Consider the following 19199-nt stretch of genomic DNA (forward strand, 5'->3'; position numbering starts at 1 on the left):
CGTCCTAGGGATGAGCGGCCACCAGCGGTCGCCTGACCAAGAAGGAGAACGACCATGAAATACCTGCTGCTGAAGCACTACCGCGGAGCCCCGGCCTCGGTCAACGACGTTCCGATGGACCGGTGGACGCCGGACGAGGTCGACGCGCACGTGCAGTACATGCGCGACTTCGCCGTTCGGCTACAGGGGAGCGGGGAGTTCGTCGACAGCCAGGCGCTGACCCCCGACGGCGCGTGGGTTCGCCATGACGGCGAAGGGCGCCCGCCGGTCACCGACGGGCCGTTCGCCGAGACCAAGGATCTCATCGCCGGCTGGATGATCATCGATGTCGAGTCGTGGGAGCGCGCGGTCGAGCTGGCGGGGGAGTTGTCCGCCGCACCGGGCGCCGACGGCAAGCCGATCCACGAGTGGCTGGAGGTGCGGCCGTTCCTCACCGAGACATCCAAGTTCACCGAGTGAACGAGTCGCTGCTTCGCGAGCTCGTGCCCGCGGTGATCGGTGTCCTCGTCCGACGCGGAGCAGACTTCGCGTCGGCCGAGGATGCCGTGCAGGAGACCCTGATTCGAGCGCTGGAAACCTGGCCCGACGATCCACCTCGCGATCCGAAGGCATGGCTCGTCGCGGTGGCGTGGCGCAAGTTCATCGACGCTACCCGTGCCGAAACATCTCGGCGGGGAAGGGAACTCGCCGTCGAGGCCGAGCCGCCCGCCGGTGAGGTGCCCGCCACCGACGACACGCTCCGACTGTACTTTCTGTGCGCACACCCCACCCTGCCGGAGTCCTCGGCCGTCGCGTTGACGCTGCGCGCGGTCGGAGGCCTGACCACGCGGCAGATCGCGACGGCGTACCTCATCCCCGAAGCGACCATGGCGCAGCGGATCAGCCGGGCCAAGCGCAAGATCGCGGCGCTCACGCTGGACCAGCCCGGCGACCTTCCGACGGTGCTGCGGGTGCTCTACCTCGTCTTCAACGAGGGCTACAGCGGAGACGTCGACCTCGCCGCCGAGGCGATCCGCCTCGCGCGTCAGCTCGCCGCGCTGACAGATGAGCCCGAGGTCGCCGGTCTGCTCGCGCTCATGCTGCTGCACCATGCGCGCCGAGCATCGCGCACCGGCCCGGGAGGCCGGCTGGTTCCGCTTGCCGAGCAGGACCGATCATGTTGGGACACAACCCTTATCGCCGATGGGGTGACGATTCTGCAGGCTGCGCTGGCCCGCGACCGCCTCGGCGAGTACCAGGCACAGGCCGCGATCGCCGCCCTGCATGCGGACGCCTCGAGCGCCGCGGAGACGGATTGGGTGCAGATCGTCGAGTGGTACGACGAACTGCTGCAGCTCACCGGCAGCCCGGTGGTACGGCTCAACCGCGCGGTGGCGGTTGGTGAGGCGGACGGAGCACAGGCCGGCCTGGCCGCGCTGGCCGGCGTGAGTCCGGACTTGCCGCGGTACGCCGCGGTGACGGCGCACCTGCGCGAACGCGCCGGTGACCTCGAGCAGGCCGCCGAGTTGTATGCCGAGGCGGCCCGCACCGCGGCCAGCGTCCCGGAGCGCGACCATCTCACCCGACAGGCCGCACGCGTGAGGCAACTGCTGCGAGCCTGAGCCCGACCGACCGCTCACGTTGGTATAAGCAGATGTCGCTAGAAATAAGGAGTCCTCTGCCTCGTGTTCAGATTCGCACTCAGAGTGCTGCTCGCCGCTTCACTGGCCCTGACCGGTTGTCAGCAGTCCGAGCAGACCTCCGAGAAACCGGCGTATCCGAGCGGACCCGTCACGATGACGGCGGGAGCCAACCCGGGCAGTGGATTCGACATCACGATCCGGGCGGTGGTCGAGGCGCTGCAGCGCGAACAGCTCGTCGATGTGCCGTTACCCGTAGAGAATCGGCCGGGAAACAGTGGAGCAGATTTCCTCGCCAAGATGGTGGAGCAGTATCAGGGTAAAGACAACGAGGTGTCGGTCACCTCGCTGTCGATGATGATGAACGAACTGCTCGGCAAGTCGACGTACGGCTACGACGACGTCACGATGATCGCGCGGCTGATCACCGAGTATTACGTGGTCGTCACCCGTCACGATTCCCCGTACGACAACCTCGGTGACGTCATGTCGGCCATCAAGTCCGACGCCAAGCGCGTCGTGGTCGGCGCCGCCAACGACGATCAGGCACCTTTCGACCTGCTGGTCGCGTCGGCCGGCGGTGACCCCTCGACCATCAACTACGTACCGTTCGAGGGCGGCGGTGATCAGATCAGCGCACTGGAGAAGGGCGACATCAGCGTCGCGATCGGCGGTGTCAGCGAGTTCGTCGACCTGCTGAAGGCGGGAACCCTGCAGGCGTTGGGGGTGTTATCCGAGGAACGATTGCCCGAACTGGATGTGCCGACCGCCAGCGAGCAAGGGTTCGACGTCACCCTCTCCAATTGGCGAGGCCTTTACGGACCGCCGGAGATGCCGCAGGTCGCCGTCGAGTTCTGGCAGAACGCGCTCGGCAAGATGGTGGAATCGCCGACCTGGCAGCAGATCGCCAAGGACAGACACTTCACCACGACCTTCATGATCGGTGGCGAGTTCCAGACTTTCTTGGCGGAGACCCAGGCCGACGTCAAACAAGCGCTGGCGCTGTGATCAGTTCTTCGGCCTCGGGCTCATCGAGCTGATGTAGTACGTCTCGTCGCCGGTGGCATATCCGCCGCCCGCGGTCGCTATATGTACGTGGTCGAAGTGGTTGGCGGTCTCGTTGCCGTAGTCCGCGGTCCAACTCGGTGCGCCGATGCCGGGGTAGAAGCCCTGCCGCCAGATCACGTGCAGGATTCCCCAGCGCTTCGCGTTCGCCAACGCCAGCCCGGCGATCTGGTTGCCGAGTTCGATGCCCTCTTCGCTGCTGTGGTTCGGGATCATGACGTCGATCGCCAGACCTTCGGGATGCCACCGCAACGGGTCCTGCCGATGCCCGCCGATGGTGGTGATCTCGGGGAACATCACGCTGATCGCGCGGGCGGCCCAAATGGTCCTGACCTGCAAACCGTTCTCGGGCGCAACGCCCTTGGGCAGCTCGAACGGAAGCTCTCGCGCAGCGGCGGGCGCGCTCGCGGCCAGCAGTTCGGCCTCCGCGGGCACCGGGACCCTCGGCGCAGGGGGCGGAGTGGATTCGGGTGACATCGGCGCCACCGCCACCGGCTTTTCGCTGTGCGGCGCATCGGCGTTCTGGGCGTACAGCATGGCGCCGGAGACGACCAGCGAAACCACGATCGCCAACCAGCGGCCGCGGCCGTTAGCTAACAGGTTTCTCGCCACGGGAGAGCACTTTACTGTCGTCTCTGACACGGTAGTGCCGTCTTGGTGGTCTCGTAATGTTCTCTTAGGCTCGGGCGACCCGACGGCCAGCAAGTTCTACGCCACCGAAAATCCGAAAAAGTTCGCGAGCGCGGTGTGTTGGGCGCCAAGCGCGTAGTACTACTCATCCGCGGTTGTCCACGGCACGGCATCCTGTACGCATGACGCTCACCACGCCCGGGTCCGGTGCCGCCAAGGTCGCTGCCGAGACGCCGGCCGACCGTGACCGCGCTGTCGACGTCGCCCGGCTCGCCGCCCTCGTGGTCGTCATGTTCGGGCACTGCGCACTGCTGCTCGCCACCATCGACAACGGGCTGCGGATCGGCAACCTGCTCGGCGAACTGCCTGCGACCGCGCCCATAACCTGGATCGTGCAGGTCATGCCGCTGTTCTTTTTGGCAGGCGGTGCGGCGGGCGCCTACGGCTGGCATTCGGGCTCATCGTGGGGCACCTGGCTGGTCAAGCGCGCGCAGCGGCTGTGCCGCCCCGTCTTCTGGTATCTCGCCGCGTGGTCGATCGGCATCGTGGTGACCTACTACGTCCTCGGCGCCGATTCCGCGGCGAGCATCGGCCGCGAATGCGTGGCCCTGCTGTGGTTCCTCGGTGTCTACCTCGTGGTGCTGGCCTTCGTACCCGCCCTGACCCGAATGTCGACCGGTCGCGCGGTCGCCGCCATGGTCGGCGTGCTGATAGCAGTCTCCGCGGGATTCGACGCGATCCGATTCGCGGTCGGCGCACCGATGGCGGGCGTCGCGAACTTCGTCATCGTCTGGCTGATCCCGATGGTGATCGGGGTGGCCTACGCACGACACCTGATCGGCGCGCGCACGGCGCTCGTCGTCGCCGCATCCGCATTCGCCGCGCAACTCGTGGTCGCGGCCGTCGGACCCTACGAGGTCTCCCTGGTTGTCACTGGGACCGAACGCATCTCGAACGTGTCGCCGCCGACGCTGTTGCTCGCGCTGCACTGCACCTGGATGTCATTCGCGTTCATCGCCCTCGCGGGCCCGATCCGACGCTGGGCTCAGCGTCCGCGCGTCTGGTACGTCGTCGCGACAGGCAACGCCGGAGCGATGACCCTGTACCTCTGGCACATCCCCGCGATCGCGGTGGCCACCTTCACCCTGCACGCCTTCGGTCTGGACGCCTATGACGTTGACGCCCCGTACTTTTGGGCCATGCTGGCGCTGCGTGCCGTGGTGTTCGCGGTCGTGATGCTCGCCGTGTTCATGCTGCTCTCGCCGCTCGAACATCGCCGACTGCCGTGGTGGGACGCGCCCGTCGCCGCCACCGGCACCCGGTCGACCGCCGCCGGTGTGCTGATCGTCCTCGCCGGAGTGGCGCTGGTATTGCTCGCCAAGAACGGTCTGGGCGACCTCTACGGGCTCGTCACCCTCGCATGCTTCGTCACCGCGGCCGCTGCCGCGCGGATCTGCGCCGGAGCGAAGCCATCCGAATCCACAACGGCCACAACCGTTTAACGCTCGACGAGCTGCTCCGGGGGCTTCGGCCACGGCACCGGGCGCGGCCTGGCACGCACTACCTGCGGCCACCAGAACCATTTACCCATCAGGGCCGCGATCGACGGGGTCATGAATGCGCGGATCACCAGAGTGTCGAACAGCAGGCCCATTCCGATCGTCGATCCGACTTGCGCGACCACTGTCAGCTCGCTCACCGTCATCGAGATCATCGTGAAGGCGAACACCAAACCGGCTGAGGTGACGACCGACCCGCTCCCGCCCATCGCGCGGATTATCGCCGTGTTCACGCCCGCGTGCAGTTCCTCCTTCAGACGCGCGACGAGCAGCAGGTTGTAGTCGGCGCCCACCGCCAACAGGATGATCACCGCCATGGCCATGACCATGAACTGCAGTTCGATGCCGAGCACGTGCTGCCAGATCAGCACCGACAGGCCGAACGACGCGCCCAGAGACAACACCACGGTGCCGACGATGACCGCGGCGGCGACGACGGCGCGCGTGATGATCAACATGATGGTGAAGATCAGTGCGAGCGCGAGAATCGCCGCGATCATCAGGTCGTAGTTGTTGCCGTCCTGCATGTCTTTGAACGACGCCGCGGTTCCGCCGAGGTAGATCGTGGAGCCTTCCAGCGGGGTGCCCTTGATCGCTTCCTTGGCCGCGTGCTTGATGGCCTCGATGCGCGCGATGCCGTCAGCACTGAGCGGATCTTCCTCGTGCTGGATGATCATCCGAACCGCTTTACCGTTCGGTGAGATGAAGCTGTCCATGCCGCGCTTGAACTCTTCGTTGTCGAAGATCTCCGGCGGCAGATAGAACGTGTCGTCGTTCCACGAGTCGTTGAACGCGTCGCCCATGGCCGACTGGTTCTCCGACAGCGCAGCCTGTTGATCCTGCATGCCGCCCTGCGTGGCCTTCATCGTCAGCATCATGTTCTGCATCGTCTTCATCGTCTCGATCTGCTGCGGCATCAACGCCAGCAGTTGCGGCATCAGCGAATCGAGCCGCTCGAGATCCGGGAGCAGGTCCTGGACGGCCTCGGTCGTGGTGTCAACGCCGTCGATCGTGTCGAACACCGACCGCATCGACCAACAGAGGTTGATGTTGTAGCAGTGCGGTTCCCAGTAGAAGTAGTTGCGAATGGGACGGAAGAAGTCGTCGAAATTCGCGATGTAATCCCGTAATTCGGCGATGTCGACGGTCATGGTGCGCGTCTTCTCCACCATGCTGTGCGTCGTCGCACTCATCTCGCCCATCAGGTTCGACATGCGGGTCATCGTGTCGATGGTGACCTGCATTTCGTCGGCCTGCTTCAGCATGTCTTCCATGCGGTCCTGCAGGTACTTGCGGTTCAGGTCCTGGCCGACGCCGCCCAGACTCATCTGTGCCGGAATGGTGCTGAACTTCACCGGTTTACCGTCGGGGCGGGTGATCGCCTGAACGCGGCCGATCCCGGGCACCCGGAAGATCGCCTTGGCGATCTTGTCGATCACCAGGAAGTCCGCGGAGTTGCGCAGGTCGTGGTCGGTTTCGATGAGCAGCAGCTCGGGATTCATTGTCGCCGGCGAGAAGTGGCGTTCGGCCGCCGCGAAGCCCAGGTTCGCGGGCAGGTCGGGCGGAAGGTATTTGCGGTCGTTGTAGTTGGGTTGGTACCCGGGCAACGTCAAGAGTCCGACGAGGGACAGCGCGATCGTCGCGAGCAGAACCGGACCCGGCCACCGGACGATGGCGGCACCGATCTTGCGCCAGCCCCGAATGCGCATGGCGCGCTTGGGTTCCAGCAGGCCGAATCGGCTTGCGACGGTGATGATCGCCGGGCCCAACGTCAGTGCGACCAGCACGCCGGTGGCCATGCCCACGGCCAGTGGTACGCCCAGCGTCTGGAAGTAGGGCAACCGTGTGAAGGACAGGCAGAAGGTCGCACCCGCGATGGTCATACCCGAGCCGAGCACGACGTGCGCGGTTCCGTGGAACATCGTGTAGAAGGCCGACTCTCGGTCCTCACCGAGAGTGCGCGCCTCCTGATAGCGGCCTATGAGGAAGATCGCGTAGTCCGTCGCCGCGGCTATCGCGAGTGTGACAAGCAGGTTCGTGGCGAACGTCGATAACCCGATCAGTTCGTGATAGCCGAGGAAGGCCACCACCCCGCGCGTCGCCGACAGCGTGAGGACCACCATCACCAGTACGAGCAGAACCGTTCGTATCGATCGATAAACAAGCAAGAGCATCGTGATGATCACCGCGAAGGTGACCAGTTCGATCACCCGGACGCTTCGGTCGCTCGCGATCTGCTGATCGGCGACCAGGGCCGACCCACCAGTCACGTAGACCTTCACGCCCGGCGGCGGTTCCAGCCCGTCGACGAGCTTGATGACCTGCTCCACCGACTCGTTGGACAGCGCCTCGCCCATGTTGCCGGCGAGATACACCTGCACGTACGCGGCCTTGCCGTCGGCGCTCTGCGCGCCGGCCGCCGTCAGCGGGTCGCCCCAGAAGTCCTGAACGTGCTCGACGTGCTTGGTGTCGGCCTCGAGTTTGTCGACGAGTTCGTCGTAGTACTTGTGCGCATCCGCGCCCAGCGGCTTGTCCCCTTCGAGGAGGATCATCACCGCGCTATCGGATTTGTACTCCTCGAAGACCTCGCCGACCTTCTTCATGGCGATCACCGACGGCGCTTCGGCCGGGCTCATCGACACCGACCGCATCTGGCCGACCACTTCCAGTTGCGGCACGGTGACGTTGAGCAGGGCGACGATGAGGACCCAACCGATGATGATCGGCACGGAGAACATGCGGATCCACTTGGCAAGGCCTTTGCGGCGCTCCTGCGCGTGCGGGGCCAGCGGGTCGTGGGTCGGAGCGCTCATCGCAGTGTCGTCGGGCGCGACGGGGTGCTTCCGCTGCTATTGAGCCCAGCCTGAACACAGTTGGGCACCTCGCGGAGCTCCCTCCCTGAATTGTTAAGCTTGCCTTAGTTCCTACCAGATCAGGCCCGCTAGCGGCCACTCACAGCAGCCCCACAGCGAACGAAGCCGCCTGATCGACCATTCCCGACCGGACGTAGGCGCCGTGCGCGCCCCAATCCCGTCCGCCTTCGGAACAAATCGGGTCGTTCGGCACGCACATCTCCACGGTCTTCCCGGCGTAGAGCGGTGCAACGCCGGGTAGCGGACCGGGCGACAGCGAATCGGCAAAGCTGCTCCTCGGACCGCCGAAGATCGCAGCCGCGGCGACGTTGTCGGCGACCGCCGGTGGCATCGCGGCGGTAGCCAGGTCGACGACTGCGGCCCCCTGGGAGTAGCCGCCGAGCACCATCCGGGTATTCGGGCACGTCGTGGCCATCGACTGCACATGAGCGCTCACGTCATCGCGGCCTGCGGGCGTGCTGCGGCCGAAGTCACGGCTCGCGGGGTAGTTGACCGCATACACACCGACAGAGCGCTCGCCGAGACGTGAACGCAGCGAGTCGACGAACGCCTGCCCGATACCGCCGACGCCGGGCGGTTCGGTGGTACCACGAGCGAACACAATTTCGACGTCGGGACAAGGAGCCGCGGCCGCGGGTGGCACGGTCGCCATAGTGATCGACAAGGTGGCGCCGGTGAGGCACACAAGCCCTAGAATGCGCGAGATGGTCGTCATACTCTTACGTCGCTCGAGGGCGCGGAGATGTCACACCGGCGACGACAACCCTCGCCAAGAAACTGACGGACGCGTTAACCGACAGCTGGCCAGCAAACGATGACCCCAGCGATGCGTGCGTCGGCGTGACAGCCGGGACTGCCGTGCTAGGTGGTTTGGAATGGACAGGACGGGGCCAGCGGTACGCCTGTTTCGGCGATCAAGGCCCTGATCACGCCGTCGACCTGGTCATACGCCACGCGGTATGGCGATATATGTCTTAGCGTGTGAGTTGTCGCAGGTCATTTCGACTGCGTAAGGCAGCGACAAGCAAATACTGCCCGGTTAGCTTCGCGCGGGGGCGCGGCGCCGGGGCGGTGGCCGATGTGTTCGCCGACGAAGGTGGTGGGGAAGCGGTGGAAGCGGTACTGGGATTTTCTGTGACATCCAGCAGTGTCGGTTGGGTCTTACTCGACGGACCCGGCGTCGACGCGGCCGCCCTCGATCACGACGTGTTCGACGTCGCCAGCTCAGCCGACGACCACGACATCTCCAAGCACATCGCCGCCGTGCGTGGGGTGCTGTCGATCGCCGCGGCGAGCGGCCACGAACTGAAGTCGATAGGGCTGACGTGGACCCCTGACGCCGCCGCGACGGCGAATCTGCTGCTGAATTCGTTGCCCGAGCTGGGGTTCCTCAAGGTCGTATCGGTGCGGCTTTCCGAGGCCGCCCGAACGTGGGCATACGTATACGGCGAGGCGCTACGGTTCGAGAAGGCGGCGGTGTGTGTCGTCGAACCCGCGGCCGCGACGGTGTTGTCATTCGGATACGGCGCCGTGCGGACGTTCGCGACTCCTACGCGGGAAAGCGACGACGGCCTGAGCCGGTGGCTGAAGGACGCGTTCGAAACCAACCACCTGGACCCCGAGCACCTGTTCCTGATCGGCTCGCGCGGAGACCTCGAACTGATCGCGGGACGGCTCCGCGACGCGCTGCCCATGCCGGTCGTGACGTCCGCTGAAGCGCAGTTGGTGCTCGCGCGCGGTGCGGCACTGGCAGCGAGGCCGAACGCCGCGATTACCGCAATACCGTTGGCGGTGAAGCAGATTGAGGCTCCGACGCAGACTCTTGGGCAGAAACTGTCGTGGATCAGCCCGCCCGCCCGTGCCGCCGTCATCTTGGTGGCCGGCGTCGTGGCGCTGTTCGTCCTCGGCCCCGAACTCGTCAGTCAGCCGGAGCCCCCGTCGGCAGCCGATCATGCCGCATCCAGTTCGTCGACGACCTTGGTGCGCATCCAAGCCGTGCCCGCGCCGGTCGCGGCGCCGTCGCCCACGAAGGTCGTTCAGCGGTTGGCACAGGCCGCGCCGCCGCCGGTCGCAGAGGTGACCACGCGGGAAGCGCCGGTCACCGCCGAACAGTTGGCTGTGCCGGAGGCGCCCGCCGCGGTGGTGCCGGAGGTGCCCGTCGCGGTAGAGGCCGAAGCGCCGGCTGCGGTCATGCCTGCGACAGAGCCCGACGTGCCGGTTGCCACGGAGCCTGCCGAACTCGCACGTCTACCGGAGCCGGCCGATGTCGCCCATCTACCGGAGCCGGCCGAGACTCCACACCTGGCTGCGGACACCGACGCGGCGGGCGGGACAGCGCATCTGCCCGACGCAGGCACCCTGCACCTACCAGGAGCGATACCGGCGCTGGCCGCGGAGGCACCGGTGACAGAGCCTGTGCTGGCGGCCGAGGCACCGGTGGTAGAGCCGTCGCCGACGTCCCTACCGCCTACGCGGACCGCGTCCAGCGCGGTGTGGGCCGCACTGCCTTAGGTGGTAGTCCAGGTCCAGACGGACGGATCGTTCGGCGGATAGTTCATGCAGACGTCGGTGGCGTGTGCGACGACGCCCTTGTTGTTGAAGAACAACTTCGCCCAGTTGCCCCAGCGCGTCGCCATCTGCTCGTAGTAGACGTTCGTCGCCGTGTTCTCCGAATACTGCCTGCGACCAGCGTAATCGAGGGAGAAGAACCAGTAGATGCGGTTACGGGCACCCGTCTGAACATCCGCGGGGCGGTTCCTGTAGTCGATCATGTAGCGCTCGTAGTACACCGGGTCGGTGTCACGGGTGGCCGCCATGTATTGATCGACGGTGCAGGTCGTCTTCATGATCCGGCTTGGGATCGGATATTCGTCTGTCGCGTCCGCCGAGGCAACCCCCGGAAAGATCATGGCGGCACAGCTCAGCGCGGCAGCCGCAATGCTCGCTTTGCGTAACACTTCGTTCTCCTCGCTATTGCCCGGCTTGGAGCAGAGGCAGCTTGTCGGGGCAGTACAGGCGCAAACCAGCCCCGAGGAACTGCCACGCTTGCTCGGTGGTGGTGTCCTTCACCAATTGATCGTGGACGAACTTGGCCGACTGCGCCGCGGTGGTGTCTACACCCTTGTTCAATCGCTTGCAGGTGATCTTGGCGATCCAGGCGTTGTAATCCTTCTGCCCGTAGATGCCGTAGATATGCAGCTCGTTGGTGAAATCGGTGTCCACGTCGGCGTGCGCGGGCGCCGCGAGCACCAATGCTGCTGCGACGGCACCGATTCCGGCTAACAAACGCTTCACTGCTGTCCTCCCTCCGGGCCTACCTGTGCCATCTGCTGTGGCGGCTTAGGCCACGGCGACGGCACCGGTCGTGCTCGCACTCGTTGTGGCCACCAGAACCACTTGCCCATCAATGCTGCGATGGACGGTGTCATGAACGACCGGATCACTAGGGTATCGAACAACAGGCCCAGTCCGATGGTGGTTCCGACTTGTCCGATGACTGTGAGTTCGCTGACCGCCATTGACATCATGGTAAAAGCAAACACCAGGCCGGCCGACGTGACGACCGATCCGCTGCCGCCCATCGCCCGGATGATGCCGGTGTTGATGCCGGCATGAAGCTCTTCTTTGAGCCTGGATACCAGCAGCAGGTTGTAGTCGGCGCCGACCGCCAACAGGATGATCACCGACATCGCCAGCACCATCCAGTGCAGTTCGATGCCGATCAAATGCTGCCAGATCAGAACCGAGAGCCCGAACGAGGCGCCCAACGAGATCACCACCGTGCCGACGATGACGGCGGCCGCAACCACGCTTCGGGTGATGATCAACATGATCACGAAGATGAGGCCGAGCGACGCGATGGCCGCGATCATCAAGTCGAACAGACTGCCGTCGGACATGTCCTTGAACACCGCGGCGGTGCCGGCCAGGTAGACCGTCGACCCCTCCAACGGAGTGCCCTTTATCGCTTCCTTGGCCGCCTGTTTGATCGCATCTATCCGCTCGATGCCTTCCGGCGTCATCGGATCGCCGTCGTGGGCGATGATGAACCGCACCGACTTGCCGTCGGGGGAGATGAAGTTCTCCATGCCCTTCTTGAATTCGGCGTTGTCGAAGACCTCGGGAGGAAGATAGAACGAGTCGTCGTTCATCGACGCGTCGAATGCCTCGCCCATCGCCGATGAGTTGTCCTGCATCGCCGCCATCTGATCCTGCATGCCCTTCTGCGTGGCATACATCGTCAGCATCATGCTGCGCATGGTCTTCATCGTGTCGATCATCGGGGGCATCAACGTGACCATCTGCGGCATCAACTGATCCAGGCGCTCCATATCGGGGATCAGCTCTTGGATGTCTTTGGTCATCGTGTCGATGCCGTCAAGGGTGTCGAAGATCGACCGCAGCGCCCAACATATCGGGATGTTGAAGCACTTCGGCTCCCAGTAGAAGTAGTTGCGAAGCGGCCGGAAGAAGTCGTCAAAATTCGCGATGTTGTCCCGCAGTTCGGCCACATCGACTGTCATGCTCTTCATCTTCGTCACCATGGAGTGTGTCGTTGCCGCCATCTCCTTGGTGAGGGCGGACATCCTCTCCATCGTCGCGATCGTCTTATTCATTTCATCGGCCTGGACGAGCATGTCCGCCATGCGGTCCTGAAGGTACTTCTGGTTCATCTGCTGGGTGGTGCCCTGCATGCTGATCTGGAACGGGATCGACGTGTGTTCGATCGGCTTACCGTCGGGCCGGGTGATCGCCTGAACCCGCGAAATGCCAGGTACCCGGAACACCGCCTTGGCGATCTTGTCGATCACCAGGAAGTCGGCGGAATTGCGCAGATCGTGGTCGCTCTCGATCATCAGCAACTCGGGGTTCATCCGGGCCTGCGAGAAGTGCCGGTCCGCCGCCGCGTAGCCCTCGTTCGCGGGCAGGTCCGCAGGCAGGTAATTGCGGTCGTTGTAGTTGGTGCGGTATCCGGGCAGGGTCAACAGGCCGATCAGCGACAGGGCGATCGTCGCCACGAGGATCGGGCCGGGCCACCGCACCACGGCAGCGCCGATCTTGCGCCATCCGCGCACCCTCAGCGCGCGCTTGGGATCGAGCGTCTTGCCGAACCTGCTCGCCACGGTGATGATCGCGGCGCTGAGCGTCAGTGCGGCCAGGACCCCGACCGTCATACCGATCGCCAGCGGCACACCGAGCGACTGGAAGTACGGCAGCCTGGTGAAGCTCAGACAGAAGGTGGCGCCGGCGATGGTCATGCCGGAGCCCAGCACTACGTGGGCCGTGCCGTGGTACATAGTGTAGAAGGCCTGCTCTTTGTCCTCGCCGGCCGCACGCGCCTCCTGATATCGGCCTATCAGGAAGATCGCGTAGTCGGTTCCGGCGGCTATCGCCAGAGTCACCAGCAGGTTCGTCGCGAAGGTCGAGAGTCCGATGATCTCGTGGTAACCGAGGAAGGCCACCACACCGCGAGCGGCAGACAGCTGCAGCACCACCATGACCAGCGTCAAGAGCACGGTGACGATCGATCGGTAGACGAGCAGCAGCATCACGATGATGACCGTGAACGTGACGGCTTCGATCATGCGCATGCTGCGGTCGCCCGCGATGTGCTGGTCGGCGGCCAGCGCGGCCGGACCGGTGACGAACGCCTTGACGCCCGGTGGTGGCTGCAAGCCGTCGACGATGTCCTGCACGGCCTCGACCGACTCGTTGGCCAGCGCCTCGCCCTGGTTACCCGCGAGGTAGACCTGGACGTAGGCGGCCATGCCGTCGTTGCTCTGCGCGCCGGCGGCGGTCAGCGGATCGCTCCAGAAGTCCTGCACACTCTGCACGTGCTTCGTGTCGGCTTCGAGCCTCTTGACCATCTCGCCGTAGAAGGCGCGCGTGTCCTCGCCGAGGGGTTTGTCGCCCTCCAGCACGATCATCGCCGAGCTGTCGGAGTTGAACTCCTCGAACACCGCCCCGACGCGCTTCATCGCGATCATCGACGGCGCGGAATCGGGGCTCATCGAGATCGCTCGCATCTGGCCGACCGTCTCCAGCTGCGGCACGACCACATTCAGCACGGCGATCACGGCGATCCAGCCCAAAATGATCGGAATTGCAAAGGCGCGGATCATCCGGGGGATGAACGGCCTCGCAGCGTGATTGGGGCGTGGGAACGCGTCGGTCGGTGTTTCGTTCGTGGGCGCGCTCATGCGGACTTAACAAAGCAGAAGGTCTGTGCGTTCAAGCCGTTCGACGTTCTTTCGTCTTTGATCTCGTCATCGACGGTGATACGGCACGTGATCGAGGACCCATCGCCCTGGGCGACGATGTTCGGAGCCGCCGACGGCGCAGTGGTCTGCAGCGTCAGCGACCACGGCAACCCGGCGCCGTCGATGCGCTGAGGTTTGGCGTCCAGATCCAAGTAGTTGATGTCCGCGTATGAGCCGGTACCGAAGATCTCGTACTTCACGACCTTGGGGTCGAAGGGCTCAGGATCGTCGGCGAAGACCTTCGGGGTGACGATGATGCCGTCAGCGCCGAAAAAGGTCCGGATGCGGTGGACGGTGAACCCCGCGACGGCCACTACGATCACGATGACAATCGGGATCCAGATTTTCTTGGCGAGGCCGATCATGCCGATCGCCCCCGGCCCGTGCCACCCATATATGCGCCCTCGAGTTTCGTATCCGTCGCTGTGAATCAATGTGCGTAACTTAGCCCGTATAAGTTCTCACTCGGCACAGGTTATCTCAAGTTTTTGTGCTGCTGCCCACCACCGTCTGGGCGGTGTGATCGGCGTCACAATGAGGGCAGTTCGAACCGCTCCAGATACCGCTTGATGAAGGCTTCGGCCTCGTCGTGACCTCGGGTGATGCCGAGTCCGCGTTCCAGCAGCACAATCCGCGCCAGGCTGGTGACGATCATAGACATCACCACCGGCGGAAAGGCCTCCATGTCGACGCCGTGGGCGCGCATCGCCAGCGTGACCGCGCTCTCCTCCACATCGCCGAATCGCTGCGCATAGGCCGCGATCTCACTCCTGATCTCCTTGCGGTGATTGGCCAGCCCCATGAACTCCATGAAGAGCCGTGCCCCGTGGGTGCTGTTCAGGCGCCACAGTGCGTGGAGGGGCTCGTCGTCGGCGAGGGCCTGGCGCTGGCGCTGGAGATTGGTCTCGGCGCCGTCACGCAGTACGGCGAGAAACAGATCGTCCATGGTCGGGAAGTAGTAGTGCACCAGTGCGGGCTTGACGCCGGCCTTGGCTGCCACCCGCCGCGACGTCGCCGCGGCGTAGCCCTCCTCGAGCATTACTTGGGCAGTCGCCTTGATAAGAGCATCGCGAGTCGCCGACGTGCGTCCACCTCTTGACCGCTCACCTGTGGTGCTGCTAGACATGGCCGCAGTCTAGATGTTGGGCGATCGCCCAACAAGTTGCCCAACAAGAGGGTTCGCCCGACAATCGAGGAGCGTCTGGATGGCTGGTCGGATAGACGGCAAGGTCGCGTTCATCACCGGTGCGGCGCGCGGCCAGGGCCGCAGTCACGCGGTGCGGCTGGCCCAGGAGGGCGCCGACATCATCGCGATCGACATCTGCCGGGGCTTCGACGACTCGACGGCGCCGGCCGCCACGCCCGAGGACCTCGCCGAGACCGCGGACATGGTGAAGAACCTGGACCGTCGCATCGTGACCGCCGAGGTGGACGTCCGCGACTACGATGCGCTGAAGGCCGCGCTCGACAGCGGCGTCGAACAACTCGGCGGGCTCGACATCGTCGTCGCCAACGCCGGCATCGGCACCACCGGCGTCAAGTTGCACAAGATGCGCGAGGACATCTGGGACGAGACCATCGACATCAACCTCGGGGGAGTGTGGAAGACGGTCAAGGCGGCGGTGCCGCACCTCCTGGCCCGCGGCAGCGGCTCGATCATCATCACCAGCTCGGTCGGCGGCACCAAGGCCTACCCTCAGGTCGGCCACTACATCGCCGCCAAACACGGGGTCGTCGGCCTGATGCGGACCTTCGCAGTCGAACTGGGTGCCAAGAACATTCGCGTCAACACCGTGCATCCGACCCATGTGTGCACGCCGCTGCTGATGAACGAGGCCACGTACAAACTGTTTCGGCCCGACCTGGAAAACCCCGGCCCCGACGACCTGGCGCCGATCTGCCAGTCGTTCCACTTCCTGCCGATCCCGTGGGTCGAGCCCGTCGACATCAGCAACGCGGTGCTGTTCCTGGCCTCCGACGAAGCCCGTTACATCACCGGCGTCACCCTGCCCGTCGACGCCGGCAGCCTGTTGAAGTAGGGAAAAGAACATGGCCGTGACAAAGGAAGTCAGTGACACCAAGGTGTACTACGACCCCTACGACGTCGACATCGTGGCGAGGCCGTATCCGACGTATGCGCGGCTGCGCGAGGAGGCGCCGCTCTACTACAACGAGCGCTACGATTTCTGGGCGCTGTCGCGCTACGTCGACGTCGAGAAATCCCTGAACAACTGGGAGACGTTCTCGAATCAGCGCAGTGACATCCTCGAATTGGTGAAGTCGGATTTCGACATGCCCAAGGGCGTGATGATGTTCGAGGACCCGCCGATCCACACCATGCTGCGCGGGTTGATGTCGCGGGTCTTCACGCCGCGGCGAATGGCCGAGATCGAAGATCAGATCCGCAACTACTGCATCAATTGCCTTGACCCCCTTGTCGGTTCGGAGAGCTTCGACATCGTGGCCGAGCTCGCCGCGATGATGCCGATGCGGGTGATCGGGATGCTGCTGGGCATCCCCGAATCCGACCAGGTCGGCTTCCGGGACCGCAACGACGCCAACCTGCGGACCAAGCCGGGTGCGCCGATGAAGGTCGCCAAGGCCGACGCGATCGCCGACGGCAGGATGTACGCCGACTACGTCGAGTGGCGTTCGAAGAACCCTTCCGACGATCTGATGACGGCGCTGCTCAACGTCGAGTTCACCGACGAGGACGGTGTGACGCGCAAGCTGCATCGCAAGGAGGTGTTGCACTACACCCAGGTGGTCGCGGGCGCGGGCAACGAGACGACCGGCAGGCTCATCGGCTGGCTGGCCAAGGTGCTGGCCGAGCATCCGGATCAGCGCCGCGAGATCGCGGACGACCGATCGCTGCTGATCCCCGCGATCGACGAGACACTGCGCTTCGAGCCGACGGGACCGCACGTAGCCCGTTATATGGCAAAGGATTTCGAGGCCTACGGACAAACGGTGCCCGCCGGCAGTGCGATGTTGTTGCTCTTCGGTGCCGCCAACCGCGATCCGGATCGCTTCGAGGACCCCGATACGTTCAACATCCACCGCAGCGGTTCACACCTGACATTCGGTAAGGGTCTGCACTACTGCCTGGGCGCCAACCTGGCCCGGCTCGAGGGACGTGTCGCGCTCGACGAGCTGCTCAACCGCTGGCCGGAGTGGGACATCGACTACGAAACCGCGCAGCTCGCACCGACATCGACCGTTCGCGGCTGGGAAAAGCTGCGGATCGTCGTGGGCTGAGCGGAACTGCTGTCGGTTTGAAAGCGCCGAAATCCGGCAAACCTGATGAGCATGTCAAAGCTACTTCGTCCGGCAATCGTCGCGGCTGTCTGCGCGCCCATTCTCTCGGTCGTTACAGCAGCCTCCGTTGGGGCGCAGCCCCTCAACTGCCCGCCGGGGCAGTACTGGGATCCGGGTTCAAACACCTGTAAGAACTCGGTGCCGCTCAATTGTGCGCCCGGCCAGTACTGGAACCCGATCACCAATCTCTGCCGTCCGCTCGGCCAGTACTAAAACTTGCGATTTGTGCACGTTTAGGAGCGCTCACCGCTCCTAAACGTGCACAAATCGCTCCCTAAGCGCGCGTGTAGCGGGTGCCGCGCGGTTCGCGGACCCAGAGTTCACCGTCACCCGCGGTTGGGCCCTGCGCCGCGAGTTCGCGCTTGAGCACCTTGTGCGTCGCGGTCGTCGGCAACTCGCGCGCGATGCGGACATATCGCGGCCAACCCTTGGGTGACAGGTCGGATTGCGCGGCCAGGAAGGTTTCGAAATCCTCGGGGGTCAGGGTGGCGCCGTCGTTGAGCACGATCGCCGCCATGATCTGGTCGCCCACGCTTTCGTCGGGCACCGCGTAGATGGCGACCAGGTTGATATCGGGCAATCGGATGAGAATGCGCTCGATCGGGGCGGCGGCCATGTTCTCACCGTCGACGCGTAACCAGTCGCCGCTGCGGCCGGCGAGATAGATCCAGCCGTCGGCGTCCTGGTAGGCCAGGTCGCCCGACCAGTACATGCCGTGGCGCATGCGCTCGGCGGTCGCATCGTCGGCGTTGTAGTAACCGGTGAAAAAGCCCTGCCCGTCGGTGTTGACGAGTTCACCGATCGCCTCGTCGGCGTTGATGAGTGCACCGTCGGCGTCGAACTGTGCGGGCGGACATTCGGTGACGGTTTCGGGGTTGTAGATCGCCACCCCCGGAAACCCTTTGCCGAGTGAGCCTTTCGGCGTGCCCTCCTCGCGCGTGATGATGACCGCGTTCTCGGTGGAGCCGAAACCGTCCCACACCGTGCAGCCGAAGCGCCGCTGGAACGCTTCGATATCTCGGTCGCTGGCTTCGTTGCCGAACGCGATCCGCAACGTCGTGTCCGCGTCGCCGGGTTGTTCGGGCGTGGCCAGGATGTAGGCCAGCGGCTTGCCGACGTAGTTCATGTAGGTGGCGCCGTAGCGGCGGACGTCGTCGACGAAGTTCGACGCCGAGAACTTCGCGGGCGCCATCGCCGCGCCCCTGGCCAGCGCCACGCCCCAGCCCGCCACCAACGCATTGGAATGAAACAGCGGCATCGACAGGTAGCACGTGTCGTCCTCGTAGACCTCGAACTTCTCGACGAGGGCCTGGCCCGACATCAACACCATGAAATGCGACACTCGCACGGGCTTCGGGTTGCCGCTCGTCCCCGACGTGAAGATCAACATGTAGGTGTCCATCGGTTCGACCTCGCGGAAGGGCGTGAGGTCACCGGCGGACTCGAGCATCCGCGCCCAGTCGTCGGTCGAGGTGTCGAGGACCTGCACTCCGTCGAGGTCGAGACCGTCGAGTAAGGGCCGATGTTCGGCATCGGTCACCACGATCTGACAGTCGGCGCGCCGGATGTCGGCCGCCAGCGCATCGCCGCGCCTTGTCGAGTTGATGCCGCACAGCACGTAGCCGCCGATGCCCGCGGCAGCCATCTGGTTCAGGAATTCCGGGCTGTTGCCCATCAGTACGCCGACGTGCAGTGGGCGGTCGTAGTCGGCGATGGCGAGCAGCGCGGCGGCGCGGGCCGACGCGTCGCTCAGATGTTCACGCCAGGTCCACGTGGCGTCGCCGTGCTTCACCGCAACGGAGTCCGACGTCGCGCGTTCGCGAAGCAATTGCTGGATGGTCTCGCTTGGCATGCTGGTAGTTCTAGCATCCACCA

Annotated in this window: 16 protein-coding genes; 7 read left to right on the plus strand and 9 right to left on the minus strand. The window is 64.7% G+C overall.

Annotation, left to right across the window (positions count from 1 at the left end; translation table 11 throughout):
* The first annotated feature begins 54 nt into the window (after positions 1–54).
* From BST47_RS18825 to BST47_RS18835, 3 genes are all read left to right on the plus strand, one after another.
* The gene (locus tag BST47_RS18825; RefSeq protein ID WP_083127162.1) at positions 55–459 is read left to right on the plus strand and encodes a YciI family protein; all 405 of its coding nucleotides are present in this window, start codon (positions 55–57) and stop codon (positions 457–459) included.
* Entirely contained in the window at positions 456–1601 is a 1146-nt protein-coding gene (locus BST47_RS18830; RefSeq protein WP_083127163.1) for an RNA polymerase sigma factor, read from the plus strand. Before BST47_RS18825 ends, BST47_RS18830 begins: the two co-directional genes overlap by 4 nt.
* 63 nt (positions 1602–1664) lie before the next feature.
* A complete protein-coding gene (locus BST47_RS18835) occupies positions 1665–2627 on the plus strand; it encodes a Bug family tripartite tricarboxylate transporter substrate binding protein (protein WP_083127164.1) in 963 nt (320 codons plus the stop codon).
* Here BST47_RS18835 and BST47_RS18840 read toward each other — a convergent pair whose 3' ends face one another.
* Positions 2628–3296 carry a VldE C-terminal domain-containing protein gene (locus tag BST47_RS18840; RefSeq protein ID WP_165799824.1) on the minus strand — a complete coding sequence of 223 codons (669 nt, stop codon included), beginning with the start codon at positions 3294–3296 and terminating at the stop codon, positions 2628–2630.
* 200 nt (positions 3297–3496) lie between these two features.
* Between BST47_RS18840 and BST47_RS18845 the strand changes: the two genes are divergently transcribed.
* Entirely contained in the window at positions 3497–4816 is a 1320-nt protein-coding gene (locus tag BST47_RS18845; RefSeq protein WP_083127166.1) for an acyltransferase family protein, read from the plus strand.
* On the opposite strand, the gene BST47_RS18850 is transcribed toward BST47_RS18845, so the two are convergent.
* Together BST47_RS18850 and BST47_RS18855 are read right to left on the minus strand one after the other, a co-directional pair.
* Positions 4813–7686, minus strand: coding sequence for an MMPL/RND family transporter (locus BST47_RS18850; RefSeq protein ID WP_083127167.1), 2874 nt, complete (start codon positions 7684–7686; stop codon positions 4813–4815). The genes BST47_RS18845 and BST47_RS18850 overlap by 4 nt on opposite strands.
* 139 nt (positions 7687–7825) lie before the next feature.
* A complete protein-coding gene (locus BST47_RS18855; protein ID WP_083127168.1) occupies positions 7826–8461 on the minus strand; it encodes a cutinase family protein in 636 nt (211 codons plus the stop codon).
* 395 nt (positions 8462–8856) lie between these two features.
* On the opposite strand from BST47_RS18855, the gene BST47_RS18860 reads away from it, so the two are divergent.
* Entirely contained in the window at positions 8857–10257 is a 1401-nt protein-coding gene (locus BST47_RS18860; RefSeq protein WP_420094047.1) for a DUF7159 family protein, read from the plus strand.
* On the opposite strand, the gene BST47_RS18865 is transcribed toward BST47_RS18860, so the two are convergent.
* From BST47_RS18865 to BST47_RS18885, 5 genes are all read right to left on the minus strand, one after another.
* Positions 10254–10655, minus strand: a complete 402-nt coding sequence (locus BST47_RS18865; RefSeq protein ID WP_234809779.1) for a DUF5078 domain-containing protein — start codon at positions 10653–10655, stop codon at positions 10254–10256. The genes BST47_RS18860 and BST47_RS18865 overlap by 4 nt on opposite strands.
* Positions 10656–10716: 61 nt before the next feature.
* The gene (locus tag BST47_RS18870) at positions 10717–11040 is read right to left on the minus strand and encodes a DUF732 domain-containing protein (protein WP_083127171.1); all 324 of its coding nucleotides are present in this window, start codon (positions 11038–11040) and stop codon (positions 10717–10719) included.
* The gene (locus BST47_RS18875; protein WP_083127172.1) at positions 11037–13946 is read right to left on the minus strand and encodes an MMPL/RND family transporter; all 2910 of its coding nucleotides are present in this window, start codon (positions 13944–13946) and stop codon (positions 11037–11039) included. Before BST47_RS18875 ends, BST47_RS18870 begins: the two co-directional genes overlap by 4 nt.
* On the minus strand, positions 13943–14371 hold the full coding sequence (locus tag BST47_RS18880) for an MmpS family transport accessory protein (RefSeq protein WP_083127173.1): 429 nt from the start codon (positions 14369–14371) through the stop codon (positions 13943–13945). The genes BST47_RS18875 and BST47_RS18880 overlap by 4 nt, the downstream gene beginning before the upstream one ends.
* A gap of 164 nt (positions 14372–14535) precedes the next feature.
* A complete protein-coding gene (locus BST47_RS18885; protein ID WP_083127174.1) occupies positions 14536–15132 on the minus strand; it encodes a TetR/AcrR family transcriptional regulator in 597 nt (198 codons plus the stop codon).
* 79 nt (positions 15133–15211) lie between these two features.
* Here BST47_RS18885 and BST47_RS18890 point away from each other — a divergent pair, with 79 nt between their 5' ends.
* Together BST47_RS18890 and BST47_RS18895 are read left to right on the plus strand one after the other, a co-directional pair.
* Complete coding sequence (locus tag BST47_RS18890; protein ID WP_083127175.1) at positions 15212–16045, plus strand: mycofactocin-coupled SDR family oxidoreductase; 834 nt, start codon at positions 15212–15214, stop codon at positions 16043–16045.
* Positions 16046–16055: 10 nt separating this feature from the next.
* Positions 16056–17264, plus strand: a complete 1209-nt coding sequence (locus BST47_RS18895) for a cytochrome P450 (RefSeq protein WP_083127176.1) — start codon at positions 16056–16058, stop codon at positions 17262–17264.
* 334 nt (positions 17265–17598) lie between these two features.
* On the opposite strand, the gene fadD1 is transcribed toward BST47_RS18895, so the two are convergent.
* Positions 17599–19176 carry a fatty-acid--CoA ligase FadD1 gene (gene fadD1, locus BST47_RS18905; protein ID WP_083127177.1) on the minus strand — a complete coding sequence of 526 codons (1578 nt, stop codon included), beginning with the start codon at positions 19174–19176 and terminating at the stop codon, positions 17599–17601.
* Positions 19177–19199 lie beyond the last annotated feature (23 nt).

Source organism: Mycolicibacterium tusciae (assembly GCF_002086795.1).
GTDB lineage: Bacteria > Actinomycetota > Actinomycetes > Mycobacteriales > Mycobacteriaceae > Mycobacterium > Mycobacterium tusciae.

Coding starts and splice junctions, on each gene's coding strand:
- BST47_RS18825 (WP_083127162.1), top strand. CDS start 55: ATGAAATACCTGCTGCTGAAGCACTACCGCGGAGCCCCGGCCTCGGTC.
- BST47_RS18875 (WP_083127172.1), bottom strand. CDS start 13,946: ATGAGCGCGCCCACGAACGAAACACCGACCGACGCGTTCCCACGCCCC.
- BST47_RS18845 (WP_083127166.1), top strand. CDS start 3,497: ATGACGCTCACCACGCCCGGGTCCGGTGCCGCCAAGGTCGCTGCCGAG.
- fadD1 (WP_083127177.1), bottom strand. CDS start 19,176: ATGCCAAGCGAGACCATCCAGCAATTGCTTCGCGAACGCGCGACGTCG.
- BST47_RS18885 (WP_083127174.1), bottom strand. CDS start 15,132: ATGTCTAGCAGCACCACAGGTGAGCGGTCAAGAGGTGGACGCACGTCG.
- BST47_RS18855 (WP_083127168.1), bottom strand. CDS start 8,461: ATGACGACCATCTCGCGCATTCTAGGGCTTGTGTGCCTCACCGGCGCC.
- BST47_RS18850 (WP_083127167.1), bottom strand. CDS start 7,686: ATGAGCGCTCCGACCCACGACCCGCTGGCCCCGCACGCGCAGGAGCGC.
- BST47_RS18880 (WP_083127173.1), bottom strand. CDS start 14,371: ATGATCGGCCTCGCCAAGAAAATCTGGATCCCGATTGTCATCGTGATC.
- BST47_RS18895 (WP_083127176.1), top strand. CDS start 16,056: ATGGCCGTGACAAAGGAAGTCAGTGACACCAAGGTGTACTACGACCCC.
- BST47_RS18890 (WP_083127175.1), top strand. CDS start 15,212: ATGGCTGGTCGGATAGACGGCAAGGTCGCGTTCATCACCGGTGCGGCG.
- BST47_RS18865 (WP_234809779.1), bottom strand. CDS start 10,655: ATGATCTTTCCGGGGGTTGCCTCGGCGGACGCGACAGACGAATATCCG.